At 62.3% G+C, this 14,573-nt stretch carries 10 protein-coding genes; 4 read left to right on the top strand and 6 right to left on the bottom strand.

Features of this window, described 5'->3' with window-relative positions; translation table 11 throughout:
* Positions 1 to 192: 192 nt before the first annotated feature.
* From NL154_RS02660 to NL154_RS02650, 3 genes are all read left to right on the top strand, one after another.
* Complete coding sequence (locus NL154_RS02660; protein WP_434733519.1) at positions 193 to 801, top strand: DUF6656 family protein; 609 nt, start codon at positions 193 to 195, stop codon at positions 799 to 801.
* A 68-nt stretch (positions 802 to 869) separates the two neighbouring features.
* On the top strand, positions 870 to 1,844 hold the full coding sequence (locus NL154_RS02655) for an L-threonylcarbamoyladenylate synthase (protein ID WP_434734133.1): 975 nt from the start codon (positions 870 to 872) through the stop codon (positions 1,842 to 1,844).
* 33 nt (positions 1,845 to 1,877) lie between these two features.
* Entirely contained in the window at positions 1,878 to 3,314 is a 1,437-nt protein-coding gene (locus NL154_RS02650; protein ID WP_434733518.1) for an FAD-binding oxidoreductase, read from the top strand.
* Between the two features lie 263 nt (positions 3,315 to 3,577).
* Here the strand turns inward: NL154_RS02650 and NL154_RS02645 are convergent, their stop codons facing one another.
* Positions 3,578 to 6,913 (bottom strand): DUF1217 domain-containing protein, encoded by a 3,336-nt coding sequence (locus NL154_RS02645; protein ID WP_210628973.1) that lies wholly within the window; start codon positions 6,911 to 6,913, stop codon positions 3,578 to 3,580.
* A gap of 300 nt (positions 6,914 to 7,213) precedes the next feature.
* Here NL154_RS02645 and NL154_RS02640 point away from each other — a divergent pair, with 300 nt between their 5' ends.
* Complete coding sequence (locus NL154_RS02640; RefSeq protein ID WP_210628974.1) at positions 7,214 to 7,780, top strand: DUF6101 family protein; 567 nt, start codon at positions 7,214 to 7,216, stop codon at positions 7,778 to 7,780.
* Positions 7,781 to 7,875: 95 nt separating this feature from the next.
* On the opposite strand, the gene ubiA is transcribed toward NL154_RS02640, so the two are convergent.
* From ubiA to NL154_RS02615, 5 genes are all read right to left on the bottom strand, one after another.
* On the bottom strand, positions 7,876 to 8,835 hold the full coding sequence (gene ubiA / locus NL154_RS02635; protein ID WP_221158070.1) for a 4-hydroxybenzoate octaprenyltransferase: 960 nt from the start codon (positions 8,833 to 8,835) through the stop codon (positions 7,876 to 7,878).
* 163 nt (positions 8,836 to 8,998) lie between these two features.
* Positions 8,999 to 9,811: a MipA/OmpV family protein gene (locus NL154_RS02630; RefSeq protein ID WP_434733517.1), complete on the bottom strand. Its 813-nt coding sequence runs from the start codon at positions 9,809 to 9,811 to the stop codon at positions 8,999 to 9,001.
* 307 nt (positions 9,812 to 10,118) lie between these two features.
* Positions 10,119 to 10,700, bottom strand: a complete 582-nt coding sequence (locus tag NL154_RS02625) for a histidine phosphatase family protein (protein WP_434733516.1) — start codon at positions 10,698 to 10,700, stop codon at positions 10,119 to 10,121.
* Between the two features lie 35 nt (positions 10,701 to 10,735).
* Positions 10,736 to 11,995: an SAM-dependent methyltransferase gene (locus NL154_RS02620; RefSeq protein WP_210628978.1), complete on the bottom strand. Its 1,260-nt coding sequence runs from the start codon at positions 11,993 to 11,995 to the stop codon at positions 10,736 to 10,738.
* Between the two features lie 133 nt (positions 11,996 to 12,128).
* Positions 12,129 to 14,438: a Tex family protein gene (locus NL154_RS02615; protein ID WP_221123922.1), complete on the bottom strand. Its 2,310-nt coding sequence runs from the start codon at positions 14,436 to 14,438 to the stop codon at positions 12,129 to 12,131.
* Positions 14,439 to 14,573 lie beyond the last annotated feature (135 nt).

Genomic DNA, 14,573 nt, shown 5'->3' with positions numbered 1-14,573 from the left:
CTGCAGGCAATTATCGTCAATTGCGACATTGCGTAAAGACCGGATTGGCAAAGAGGGCGGCTCCCCGATATTGGTGATTGTCGCATTTACGACATCGCCGGCTTCCGCCGATGCGCCGGTCGCCTCTTAATACCGCTTTAAGCATACGCTCTTATCCTGCTGTCGACCTCAGACCGACGAAGCACGTAAACCATGGCCAGACTCCGCTATTTCGACGCGAAAGAAGTAATCCGGCCGCAGGAGCGGCAACTGGTCGCCGCGCATTCCGAATTCCTGCGCACCGGCCGCATCCCCCGCGAACGGCGGCACTGGCTGGCCGAGGAAAGGCGCTACCTCACCCATGACGAGGTCGCCGCAAAGACCGGCCGCAAGCTGGAGGCGGCCGGCGAGAAGACGCATCAGCACATCAACGGCTTCCACCACTCGATCCAGTTTCCGAAGATGATCTTTCACCGGACGCTGCAGGACAGCCCGCATCTCGGCTATTGCCACATCACCGCGGCGCGCACCAAATTCGCCCATTATGAGGAGGTGAGCTGGGCCTTCTACATCTCCAATTTCTATTCCGATATCGGCGACAACGACAATTTCTTCGAACGGATCGACGTCGGCTATTCCCGGATGTATTTCGCCGTCGCGATCAAGCCTGGGGAGGATTCCGCCGAAAAGATGACCATCGACCGCTCGGTGCGCGGCAATGGGCTGCTCTTTCGCACCCACGATCCGCAGGCGGCGATCCGAAACATCCTGCTGCTCGGCGCCCGCAACGAACAGCTGCGCGAAATCATCCGCCAACTGTGAGCCAACAAGGCGATTGATCGCCGGCCGCGGAAAGCCTAATGACTGCCGGAACCAGACACGGGCAGCATATGGCACGCATCATCGACATCAGGACAGACAGGCAGGCGGCGCTCGAAGCGGCCTGTGCCGCTCTTTCCCAAGGTTTTCCCATCGCCATGCCGACAGAGACGGTCTATGGCCTTGCGGCCGACGCCACCAATCCGACCGCCATCACCCGCATTTACGAAACCAAGGGTCGGCCGCGCTTCAATCCGCTGATCTGCCATATGGCCGATCTCGAGATGGCCGAACAGCATGCCGAGTTCGACCCCGTCTCGCGGGCGCTCGCCGAAGCCTTCTGGCCCGGCCCGCTGACGCTCGTACTGCCGCTGAAGGCTGAAAGCCCGATCCACGCGTTGGCGACCGCCGGCCTCGACAGCGTCGGCGTGCGCGTGCCCAAGGGCTTCGCCGGCATCCTGATCGGCGCCTTCGGACGGCCGCTCGCAGCTCCCAGCGCCAACACCTCAGGCGCCATCAGCGCGACCAGTGCGGCCCATGTCGAAGCCGATCTCGGGGCGAGAATCCCGTTGATCCTCGACGCGGGACCGAGCGCGGTCGGAGTCGAATCGACAATCGTCAAGGCGGAGGGTGGCCGGCTACGGCTGCTTCGGCCCGGCGGGCTGGCGGCGCGCGAGATCGAGCGCGTGGCGGGCCAGCCGCTGCTGCGCGCGAAAAAGGCATCGGCGGCAATCGAGGCGCCCGGCATGCTCGCCTCGCATTATGCGCCGGGCGCCAGCGTGCGCCTCAATGCGACGGCGGTGGAACCCGGCGAAGCGCTGATCGTCTTCGGCGGTGCGGCGGTCGAAGGCGCGCGCCAGGCACGCATCGCCCTCGACCTCAGCCCGCGCGGCGATCTGGCGGAAGCGGCGGCCAATCTGTTCGACTACATGAAGCGAGCCGATGCCTGCGGGGTGTCGAGCATCGCCTTTTCGCCCATTCCGGACGACGGACTCGGCGAAGCCATCAACGACCGGCTGCAAAGGGCGGCCGCGCCCCGCGACTGACTGACCTGATAGAAGCGATAGAGGATCGACCAGATGAACAGCGCCGGCATTTCCACCGATCTTCTCGACCGTTTCGCCGCAATCGTCGGCGAAAAATATGCGCTGCGCGATGACGCCGATCTGGCGCCGCATCTGATCGAAAACCGCGGGCTCTATCATGGCTCCTCACCTCTCCTGCTGAAGCCAAGTTCGGTCGAGGAAGTCTCCGAGATCATGAAGCTTGCGACCGAGACCGGAACGGCGATCGTGCCGCAGACCGGCAATACCGGCCTCGTCGGCGGCCAGACGCCGCGCGCCGACCAGGCCGACATCATCCTGTCGCTCGAACGCATGACAAGAATCCGCGACGTCGATCCGGTGGCCAACGTGCTGGTTGCCGATGGCGGCGCCATCCTTGCCGATGTGCAGAAGGCGGCCGAGGCGCATGGAAGGCTCTTTCCGCTGTCGCTCGGCTCGGAGGGCTCCTGCCGCATCGGCGGCAATCTCTCCACCAATGCCGGCGGCACGGCCGTGCTTGCCTATGGCAATATGCGCCAGCTCTGCCTCGGCCTCGAAGTGGTGCTGCCGACCGGCGAGATCTGGGATGGCCTGCGCCGCCTGAAGAAGGACAATACCGGCTATGACCTGCGCGATCTCTTCATCGGCGCCGAAGGCACGCTCGGCATCATCACCGGGGCGGTGCTGAAGCTGTTTCCCCAGCCGCTCGGCCACCAGGTTGCGTTCGCCGGCCTCAATTCGGTCGAGGATGCGCTTGCGCTTTTCAATCTTGCCGCCAGCCTCTGCGGCACATCGCTGACCGGTTTCGAGCTGATGCCGCGCTTCGGCGTCGAGATCACCACGCGCCACATCGACGGCGTCCGCGATCCGCTGCAAGCGGCTTACCCCTGGTACGTGCTGATCGACATTTCGACATCGGATTCAGCCGAAACGGCGGAGCGGATGATGAATGGCGTGCTGGAGCAGGGCTTCGAGGCCGGTCTGGTGCTGGACGCCGCGATCGCCTCATCGGTCGCCCAGCAGAAGGCGATCTGGCATATGCGCGAGAGCATGTCGGACGCCCAGAAGCCGGAAGGCGGCTCGATCAAGCACGACGTGTCCGTGCCGGTGTCGAAGATCCCGCATTTCATGGCCGAAGCGGAAAGAGCCGTCATAGCGGCCATGCCGGGCGCGCGCATCTGCGCCTTCGGCCATATGGGCGACGGAAATATTCATTACAATATTTCCCAGCCGATCGGCGCCGACAAGGCCGCCTTCATCGCCCGCTGGCGCGAAATGAACCATATCGTGCATGAGCTGGTGCTCGCCCATGGCGGCTCGATTTCGGCCGAACACGGCATCGGCCAGCTGAAGCGCGACGAACTGGCGGCGATCCGCCCGGCGATCGAGATCGAACTGATGCGCCGCATCAAGCGGGCTTTCGATCCGGCCAATATCATGAACCCGGGAAAGGTCGTCAGTCTCGAGGCGTGAGCGGCGGCAGTCAGGGAATTGTCCCTCGTCCGCCTGCGGGCACGGACCGTTGTCGAGCGCCCTGATTGGCTCTTCCGTCGACCTCATACTCCGTCATCCCAGGCTTCAAGGCCTGGGATGACGGAGTGTGGGATTAGCTTTTCGCCAAACGAAGCGGGTGCGCCGGCTTCGCCGCCGTGGGCGAGACGAGTGGCTCACCCCCGGTAAGGTTACGGTGAGGGCCCGCCACCCGCGCCGCTGTGCGCGCTCCTGCCTGAACTGCCTTAAGCCTGCTGCGTGCCGCCGCCGGTTAGGATCTGCAGCGCCGGCGACTGCTGGGTGCTGTTCTGGACGTCGTACATCGCGGTGAAGCGCCGCAGCAGCTTGTCGACCTTCTTCGGATCCTGGAGATCCTCGAGCTTGACGAAGCGGTTGAGGAGATCGGCCTGCTTGGCGACATCCATGCTCGACATCTGTGACGGCAGGCTGTAGGCCGTGGTGATGACCTGATAGAGCGCCTTGTCGCCGAGGATCGAATAGAGCGAGGTGATGCTGGAGGCCTTGCGACTGAAGTAGAGCGCCAGACGCACACCGTCGTTGCTTTCGCCCTCCTGGGTCTCCAGCGTCTGCTGCAGGTAGAGCTCCTGGGTATTCTCCTCGGCCGCCTTGTTCTGGATGGAGCCTATCTTGGCACGGGTCAGATTGCCGTCCTTGTCGAAGTTGAAGGCGGCGACGATATCCTTGAAGCGCGCATCGGCCTTGGTGTTGAGGTAGCTCTTCTTGTCGTCGGGATCGGAGGTGAAGATCTTCTTCAGCGTCGCCTTGTCGTAATCCTTCGGGTCGAGGTTGTTCGCCTTCAACACCAGATCGGTCAGGCGGCTATCATCGAGGAAATCGTCGAGCGACTGCACTTTCGCCATACCCTTGGCGAAATAATCCACCTCGGCCGTTGCGTCCTTCGATGCCTTGTCCTTTACCGGCCCAGCCTTCAGCAGCATGGTTACATGCGCCTTGTAGTCCGTGGCGTATTTGGCCATGGTCGCGTCCGGCAGCGCCTGGAGGGGCGCCGCCGGCTTGCCGTCGGGGCCGAAGTTGAAGGCGCGCGCCAGGTTGGTGATGCGCTCGTCCTTCAGCGAGGCGATATAGCCGTCCGGATCATAGGCATCGCTCGTCAGGATTTTACGCATCATCGAGCGCGGCACGTCCTGATCGGTCAAGCCGTAGGCCTGCAGCGCGACATGATAGAGATCCGGCAGATTGTCGTTGCTCTTCTTGAAATCTGCCGTTCGATTGGTGCGCAGGAAGTCGTTGACGCTGTTGATCTCGGAGAAATCGAGCAGGCTCGTGCTGTCGGCCATCATGCTCTTGTAATTGTCGGCAACTTCTTCGATCGCCTCGTCGCGCTCGTCGTCATAGCGCGCCATGTAGTTGTCGTTGGTGGTCTGCGCCTGATCTGCGGTCTGGATCGAGCTGACGACGGGAAGCGATCCGTCGGCGGCAAAGTTGAAATCGGCATTGAGGTCGGAATAGCCGGCCGCGGCAGCGGCGGTCGCATCGGTCAGGATGCTCTTGAGATCGGCGTCCGTGATATCGAACGGCAGATTGTAGGTGCTCTTCAGGAAGTTGGTGATGGCAGGATCGGCGATGAGATCATCGACATTGGCGATCGTCGCCATGCGGGCGGAATAGTCGTCCGTGCGCGCCGTGGCGGCAATTTTCGTGTTGGTGATCTGGGCGGATGTCTGTGCCGCCATGCCATCCTCGAGCGAACCGTCCGCCTTGAAGTTGAAGGCGGCGGCGACGTCGGCATAGGTGCCGGTGCCGCTCTGATCGGTCAGGATAGCGCGCAGATCGACATCGCTGACGGTCGACGGGATGCCGTAGGCGTTGCGGATGAAATTGTTCAGCCGGCGGTCGCTTAGCAGCTGGTCGACATTGGAGATGCCGGCGATCGTTGCCTGGTAATAGACGGCGGCATCGTCGGCCTTGCTTGCCGTGCTGGCGCTTTGCGCCGCACTCTGCGTGGCATAGAGGGTCGCGACCGAGCCGTCCGTTTTGAAATTGAAGAGATCGTGGACGTCGCTATAGCCCTGGGCGCTGGCAGCCGCGGGATCGACGAGGAAGCTCCTCAGCGTTGCGTCGGAAACGCTGTCGGCGATCTGCATGCTGGTTCTGAGATAGCTGACGGCGACGGGATCGGACATGATGTCGTCGACATTGGTGATATTGCCGATCATGGCGTTGAAGTGCGCTGCGTTCGCCGCCGATTTGTCGGTGGTCGACTTGCGCTGTGCGTCGGTCTGGATCACCGAACCGTTGATCGAGCCGTCCGCATTGAAGTTGAAGTCGGCATTGAGCCCGGCTTTCCCCTGGGCGGCGGCATAGGTCGAGTCCGTCAGAATGCTCTTCAGCTCGGCATTGCTGAAGCTGGTGCCGAGGCCGTAGGCATCCTTGATATAGCGCGCCAGAACGCTGTCGGCGAGCAGGTCGTCGACATTGGTGATGCTGCTCGACCGCGAAGTCACGCTATAATAATTGGCGGTGCTTGCCGCCGCGTCCTTCAGCTTGTTCGACTGGTCGATCGTCTGGGCACGCGCCGTTGTCGATGTCGTGCCGTCGGCCTTGAAATTGAAGGCGTTATAGACGTCGGTAAAGCCCATCAGCTGGGCATAACCGGGGTCGGTCAACACCATGCGCAGCGCCGGCGCGGTGAAATCGGCGCCCATGCTGTAGGCGGTCTTGATATAGGAGGTCAGTCGGCTGTCGGCGACGAGATCGTCGACGTTGGTGATCGTGCCGATCTTGGCGGTGTAATAGGCCTGATTGTATTCGGCCGCCGTCTTGCTGACATAGACGACATCGGAACCGACGGAATTGTCGATGATCACAGACTGGTTGTTCAGCGTATAGGTCTCGATGATCGACGCCTTCTGCGTCGCGGTCTGGGCGCTGCCGTTGACCGTACCATCGGCATTGAAGCTGAACTGGGCGGCAAGCGCCTTGTATTTGTCGCCGCCCTGGGTGTTGACGACGCTTGTCGGGTCGCTGAGGTCGCTCGTCAGCACCTGCCGCAGGAAATCCTTTGAGGCATAGGTGGGATCGATCTTGAAGGCCTTCAGCACATAGGTGCGCATCCGGGTGTTGTTGACCAGGTCGTCGACGGTCTGCACACTGTCGATATTGTTGCTGTAATATGTGCTCTCGGTGGCAGACACCTTGTCGGCATCGACGAAGGACTGCTTGTAGAGGCCGATGAGCTCGTCCTCCTGAGCATCGGTCTGAACGTCCTTGTCGGGTGCGTTGAAATTGAAGGCGGCGGCGAATTCGCGGTAGCGCGTATCGGAAAGCTTGTTGGCGTAGCTGTTCGGGTCGGTCAGATCGCTCTCGAGCACCTTCTTCATGAAGGCCTTGGCATAGGTCATGTCCTCAAGGCCGTAGGCCTTCATCGCGTAGCTGTAGAGCTTGTAATCGCCGAGAAAGTCGTCGACGTCTTTGACCTTGTTGATATTGTCCGCGTAGTACTGGGCATCCTTCTTGACCGTCGCCTGCGAGGCGACCTTGTTCAAGCTCGACGTCATGTCCTTCGACAGGATCGTGTAAGCGAGGGAGGCCGTGATCATCAAAAGCGCCCTTTTCGGCAAAATCTCTAAAGAACGACAAACTGCTGGTGAGCCCATTTTGCCACGCAAAACTTACCCGAGACTTACCTTTGGACTGCGCCATTTCAGGGCAGCGGGCCGTTCACCTTCCGGAAACCCTGCCGGATTCGGTTTTGATAACCATCAGGGGAGGCAAAGTTTTCTTAACCGCAATTTTTAAGCTGTACGGAAGGGGGGCCGCCTATTGTCGGACATAGAGGACGAAAAGTCCCGAGGAGAAGACCGAAAACCGGCTCTCAGGTAAGACAAGGGTAGAATGAAATGAACAATCCCGTTTTGAAGCCCGCTTGGGCTGACACGACGCTGCGTCTCGATCCGTCCCGCTTTCCGCAGCAGGTCAGCTACGCCATCCATGATTGTTCGGATGACGTCAGCATCACGATCGACGAACGCGGCGCGGTCCTGCGGAAAGTCCTTCCCTCCAGCGGCCTGCCACTCTCGATTGCCCTGCCGAGGCGCGTCTTCAAGGGTGTCGCCGCCCGCGCCATCGACCATGGCGACGGCGAGGTCACCGTCACACTCGAGCTTCACCATGCGGATCCGGAACTCTGCATTCCGCTGCTCGTCGCCCATGATCTCAGCGACATCGCCGCCGACTGGCGCAGCTGGTCGGAGGCCTTCCGCATTCCGATGCTGATGGTCGAGGCCGATGGCGTCGCCCGGCCGCTCGAAGAGCATATCGGGGCGCTGCGCACCAGTGACCTCAAGCCGCGCCGCCGTCATTCCTACTTCGCCAATCGCCGTCCGCGCTTCCTCGTGCGTCGCACCACCGGGCAGCTGGGCGTCGCCATGAAGATCGAAGGCAAGGAAATCATCGCCCGCAACTGACCGAAATCGCGACAGCGCCATTTCGGCGGTAAGATCTCGGAAAATTTCGAAACCCGGCGCTTGTGCCGGGTTTTTCGTGTTACGCGTCGTTGCCCTCAAGGAAGGGCGAAGAGCAGCGAAAAGAACAGGCCGAGGAAGATGGTCAGGCCGACGCGATTGTTCGACTTGAAGAGCGCCAGGCACTGGGCGGGATCGTTGATATCGAGCCGGACAATCTGCCAAGCAAACATGCCGGCCGCGCCGAACAAGGCAATAAAGGCGATGAGATTGGCGCCGGCGAGCGCGAAGGCCGCAAACATCAGCAACAGCGTCAGCCCATAAAGGCCGATCAGCCATTGCCTCGTCTTATCACCGAAGAGGCGCGCGGTGGAGCGCACGCCGATCAGCTCGTCATCGTCCTTGTCCTGATGCGCATAGATCGTGTCGTAACCGATCGTCCAGGCGACGGAGGCGGCGTAGAGCAGGATGGCGGCAAAGGAGAGGCTGCCCAGAATGCCGGCCCAGCCCATCAGCGCGCCCCAGGAAAAGGCAAGGCCGAGATAGAATTGCGGCCAGTCGGTGAAGCGCTTGGCATAGGGATACAGCGCGACGATGCCGAGCGAGAGGAGGCCGAGAAAGACGGTGAACCAGTTGAACTGCAAGAGCACGAAGAGGCCGACCAGCGCCTGAATGCCGATGAAGATCTTGGCGCGGGCGCGGGTGACGCGGCCGGAGGGCAGCGGACGCGAGCGGGTGCGGGCCACTTCCATATCGATCTCGTGGTCGACGAGATCGTTATAGGTGCAGCCGGCGCCGCGCATGGCGACGGCGCCGATGAAATAGAGGAAAAGGTGGGACACCAGCAGGCTGCCGGAATAGAGCCCCTGGCCAACCGCCGCATTGGAGGCGAGCGTGGCCGACCAGAAGCACGGCCACATCAAGAGCTGCCAGCCGATCGGTCGATCCCAGCGTGCAAGCTGCGCATAAGGCCAGAGCCATGGCGGCAGGATCCGGTAGACCCAGTTATCGGAAGGTGCGTCGGAGACGCGATCGTGGAACTCGCCGGTATCTTGCATGCCATTCATCTAGCGGCGGGCCGGCGATCCGGTCAAGAAGCGATCGCAGCGCGCCAGAAGCGTGTCGCATTAAATCTGATTTCGTATGGCCGCGCTTCGGCTCTTTGTTTATGCATGTCGTTTTCCCGGAACCGCGGCACACTTCCGGGCGACATGCATTAAATCACTGCAGCGAGAAATTGAACCTGTAGGTCGCCGAGACACCGATGAGCACCTGGTTCTTCGAGCCGCGCTGCCGCACGAGGCTGCTGTCGGCCGCCGGACCCGCCAGTCGCTTGTATTCGAGGAAAGAGCTGGCCGACAGGTTTTCCGTCGCCTTCCATGTCAGGGCCGCGCCGGCGCCATAGGACTGGACGCCCGACGACGGCTTGTATTGATCAAGCCCGCTTGCCGCCGACTGTTTGGCGTTGACGCCGTAATAGGCATCATAATAGCCGCTGGTGGCGAATGTCGCGCGCGGACCGCCGGACAATTGCAGGTTGGGGGCGACATCGGTGAAGGCATCAACGGCGAGATCGGCAACGACCCCGTCATGGGAGCGGATGCCTTGGCGAACTTCGGCGCGGGCGCGCAGGAAATCGGTCGGATAGACTTCGACGAAGCCGCCGGCTTCCGCTCCCCATTTGACCTTCTTCATGCCCTTCAGTTCATGACCGTCGCCCTCGTCGCGCGAAGGCACGAATTTGCCGACGAGGCCGGCGCGGAAAGCACCATTATCCATGAGGGCGAAGGACGGATTGTCGTTGCGCGAGGAAAAGCGCGGAGCCGAGCCCTGCCGCCCGGCCGAAATCAGCGGGCTGAACCGGAACTCATAGCGCCGTGAGCCTTCGAATTTCGGCGCTGAAAAGCCGGCGACACCGACGCTCAGATACCAGTCGCCAGACCAGAAATGCTGGCCGCTTTTCTGCGCGAGCGCCAATGCCGGGGATGAACAGGCAATAGCCAGGGAGATCGATACGACTGATCGATGAAACACGTCCGCACTCCAGAAAACGCAAAGACACAGCCGCGGAGAGCGGCGGTGGCTACATTTATCGTGAGGTCGTTACCGCGATGTTAACCACGGCGAGGAGATTGCGCGTCATCGAGACCTAGGAAACCGGCGAGAGCGGCCCCTCATCCGCCTGCCGGCACTTTCTCCCCGCCTGCGGGGCGAAGGGAACAAACCTCAGCCTCTCCGTCCCCGCTAACCTTTCGCACGGCACGTCCCCTCTCCCCGTTTTACTCGGGAGAGGGTTGGTAAGGGGCCGTTGTCGGCACGAGAAAAACAGCAAATAGTCGCCCTATCTCTGGTTCCACCAGCGGATGACCGGTTCGGTCAGGTCGTGCTCATAGCCAAGCACGCTGATGCTGGCGGTATCGAGCACGAAATGCGCGCCAGCTTGCGGCGGCAGGCCGAGCCAGCGGGCGGCCAGCACGCGCAGGAAATGCGAACTGGAAAAGATCAGGATGGGGGCTGCCGCTTGGCGAAGCGCATCGATGACGGTGTCGGCGCGGGCACCGACGTCAGCGGCCGTTTCGCCGTTCGGGCAACCGTCGCGAAAGAGCTGCCAGCCTGGGCGCTCCGCCAGGATCGTCTTCGTCGTGACGCCTTCATAGGCGCCGTAATCCCATTCGGCTAGATCGTCGCGGATCGCCGCGCCCGCTCCGAAGCCGGCGAGCGCGCAGGTCTTGCGGGCCCGTTGCGACGGGCTCGACCAGACCAGCGAGAAGGAAAGGCCGGCCAGCCGCTCGGCGAGTTTTCGAGCGGCGGCTTCACCGGTCGCCGTCAGGGGAATATCGCTCCGCCCGGTATGGCGCCCGGACAGGCTCCATTCGGTTTCACCGTGGCGGACCAGGTAAATCTCGGGAAAGACATTGCTCATCCGCAGCCCCTTTCATCACAAACGCCGCCGCGGGATCAGAACGTCACCTTTTCCAGCGGTGGCCGCCTCGCCTCGAATTCCTTCAGCTTCGCTTCGTTCTCAGCGATATAGTTGCGGTTGTCGGGAACGGTGAACTGGTTCTTGGCGATCTGGATCTGCAGGATGAACAGCTCATCCCAGCGGAAGCCCATTTCGGAACCGGCCAGATAAAATTCCCACATGCGGAAGAACTGCTCGTCGTAAAGCGCCACCGCGTCGGCCTTGCGCGCCACGAAACGCTCGCGCCAGTGGCGCAGGGTATAGGCATAATGCATCGGCAGGATTTCGACGTCCCTGACGAGGAGCCCGGCCTTCTCCAGGGGCGGCAAGACCTCCCCGACGGAAGGGATATAGCCACCGGGGAAAATATACTTCTCGATGAAGGCATTGGTGCCGAAGCTCGGCTTCGGACGGCCGATCGAATGCAGCACCATGACGCCGTTGTGGTCGAGCAGGTCCGATACCTTGCGGAAGAAGTTGCCATAATTGCCGATGCCGACGTGCTCGAACATACCGACGGAGACGATGCGGTCGAACTTTCGCCCGCTCATGGTGCGGTAGTCCTGCAGCTCGAAATGCACCCGCTCGGAAAGGCCGCGCTTTTCGGCGCGGGCGCGGGAGACCTTGAGCTGCTCTTCGCTCAGCGTAATGCCGGTGAACTCGGCGCCTTCAGTCGCCTCCGTCAGATACATGCCCATGCCGCCCCAGCCGGAGCCGATCTCCAGGATCCGCTGGTTGGGCCTAAGCAGCAGCTTGGCGGCGATATGGCGTTTCTTGGCAAGCTGCGCCTCGTCAAGACCGATACCCGGCGGTTCGAAATAGGCGCAGGAATATTGCCAATCCTCGTCGAGGAAAAGATCGAAGAGCTTGGCCGACAGATCGTAATGATGGGCGACATTGTGCTTGTTACGATTGATCGGCACGCGACTCTTCAGCTGCTGCCAGGCGATACGGCCGACGAGCAGCGCCGCCATCTTGAAGTCGAAGATCTCGTTGGTGGTGTTCTGCTTCACCAGCGATAGGAAGTCGTAGATGTTGCCCTGTTCGAGAATGAACCGGCCCTGCATGTACATTTCACCGAGCTTCAGCGTCGGATCGCGCCGGATGGCGTCCTCGGCCTCCTGATCGGCAAGCCGGGCGACCACCATGTCTCCGGTGCCGTCGCCGATCACGTGAGTCTCGCCATTGGCAAGGGTAAGTTTCAACGAACCCTTGCGGATGATTTGCTGGACAATCGATAGGAAAGCCGACGCCATGGACGCCTCGCAAATGTGACAGGATGGTCACATCAACTTAATAACTCTCCTCCGCCTTACAAGCGCCGGATTTAGCAGTCCGCAAAGAACGCTGCCAAACTGTTGCATTTTTGCCGAAATGACGGTTAAGCCGTTATTTTCGTTTCATGGCTTCGGCGAGTGCACTACCGAAGGCACTCTGGCTCTCCGGTTTCGGAGCTGCAGGCCGGCGATCGTTCTGCGGCCGGCCGCCCTGACCTCCGCGAGAATCAGCACGCGGCTGAGACGCCGAAGAACCATCGTCGCGGCGCATGGAGAGACCGATGCGCTTGCGCTTGGCGTCGACTTCCACGACCCGCACCTTGACGACATCGCCCGCCTTGACGACCTCATGCGGGTCCTTGACGAAACGATCGGCAAGCTGGGACACATGCACCAGACCGTCCTGATGCACGCCGATATCGACGAAGGCGCCGAAGGCGGCGACATTGGTGACGGTGCCTTCGAGCACCATGCCCGGAGTCAGGTCGGAAATCTCGTTGACGCCCTCGGCGAAGGTCGCGGTCTTGAAGCTTGGACGCGGGTCGCGGCCGGGCTTTTCCAGCTCGGCGATGATGTCCTTCACCGTCGGCAGGCCGAATTTCTCATCGATGAACCGGCGCGGGTCGATCGATTTCAGAACGGCGCTGTCGCCCATCAGGGCGCGCAGGTCGCGGCCGCAGGCAGCAACGATCTTCTTGGCGACGCCGTAGGCCTCGGGGTGGACCGAGGAGGCGTCGAGCGGCTCCTTGCCGTTCGGAATGCGCAGGAAGCCGGCGCATTGCTCGAAGGTGCGGCCGCCGAGTCTTGCGACCTTCAGCAGATCGCGCCGCGTCTCGAAACGGCCCTCGCTGTCGCGGTGGCGGACGATCGCCTCGGCGATCGATGGGCCGAGGCCGGAGACACGGGCGAGCAATGGCGCCGAGGCGGTGTTGAGATCGACGCCGACGGCGTTCACCGCGTCTTCGACCACGGCATCGAGCGAGCGCGACAGCTTCTGCTGGTCGACATCGTGCTGATACTGGCCGACGCCGATCGACTTCGGCTCGATCTTGACGAGTTCGGCGAGCGGATCCTGCAGGCGCCGGGCGATGGAGACGGCGCCGCGCAGCGATACGTCGAGATCGGGAAACTCGGCCGCTGCGGTCGCCGAGGCGGAATAGACCGAGGCGCCCGCTTCCGAGACGATGACCTTGGTCGGCTTCGGGGCCGGCAGCTCGGCCAGCATGTCGGCCACCAGCTTTTCGGTTTCGCGGCTGCCTGTGCCGTTGCCGATCGAGATCAGCTCGACATTGTGCTTGCGGATCAGCGAGGCGAGCTCGATCTGGGCGCCGCGCACGTCGTTCCTCGGCTGAAAGGGATAGACGGTCGATGTCGCCACCACCTTGCCGGTGCCGTCGACGACGGCGACCTTGACGCCGGTGCGGATGCCGGGATCGAGACCCATGGTCGCGCGCGAGCCGGCCGGCGCGGCCAGCAGCAGGTCCTTCAGATTGCGGGCGAAGACATGGATCGCCTCCTCTTCGGCCCTTTCGCGCAGCTCCCGCATCAGATCGAGCGACAGCGACATGGAAAGCTTGACGCGCCAGGTCCAGCTGGCGACCTCCATCAGCCACCGGTCGCCGGGACGGCTTGTGCCGATCTCATAGGCAGCGGCGATCATCCGTTCGACCGGCTTGTTCGGCGATGCGGTCTCGGCATCGGCCTCGATCGTCAGCGTCAGCACCTCCTCGTTCCACCCGCGCAGCATGGCGAGCGCGCGGTGGCCGGGCGCGGTCGCCCAGCGTTCGGAATGATCGAAATAATCGGAGAACTTCTCGCCCGCCGCCTGCTTGCCGTCAACGACCCTGGCCTTCAGCAGCGCTGCCTGGCGCATATGGGCGCGCAACTTGCCGAGCAGGTCGGCATTTTCGGCAATACCTTCGGCGATGATGTCGCGCGCGCCTTCCAGCGCCGTCTTCACGTCGGGCACGTCAGCCGTGACGAAGCCTTCGGCGAGCACCGCCGGCTCTCGGCCACGCTCGGCCAGGATCGCCTCGGCAAGCGGGCCGAGGCCGCGTTCGCGGGCGATTTCGGCGCGGGTGCGGCGCTTCGGCTTGTAGGGCAGATAGAGATCCTCGAGCTCGGCCTTGGTTTCGGCGCCCGCGACCTTCGCCATCAGCTCCTCGGTCATCTTGCCCTGGCCGGTGATCGATTCGACGATCGCGTCGCGCCGGGCTTCGAGTTCGCGCAGATAGACCAGCCGCTCGGCGAGATTGCGCAGCTGGGTGTCATCGAGCCCGCCCGTCACTTCCTTGCGGTAGCGGGCGATGAAGGGCACGGTGGCGCCCTCGTCGAGCAGCTCGATGGCGGCTTTGGCCTGGTCCGGCCGGGCGTTGATTTCGGCCGAGATACGGGCTGCGAGAAAACGGAGGTCAGCGGCCATGGGATTTCCTGTTCCGACGAAAGTTGCGGGACCATAGCGGCGAAAAGCGGCAAGGCAATGCCCGACTGTGGTTTCCACAGCGGAAGTTGGGGAATTGGGGGCATCTGCGTGTCGCCCATCCCCATCGCTCTCTTC

The organism is Rhizobium sp. YTUHZ044 (genome assembly GCF_051123975.1).
In the GTDB taxonomy this organism is placed as follows: Bacteria; Pseudomonadota; Alphaproteobacteria; order Rhizobiales; family Rhizobiaceae; genus Rhizobium.
This window is presented reverse-complemented; position numbering and strand designations above follow the sequence as displayed.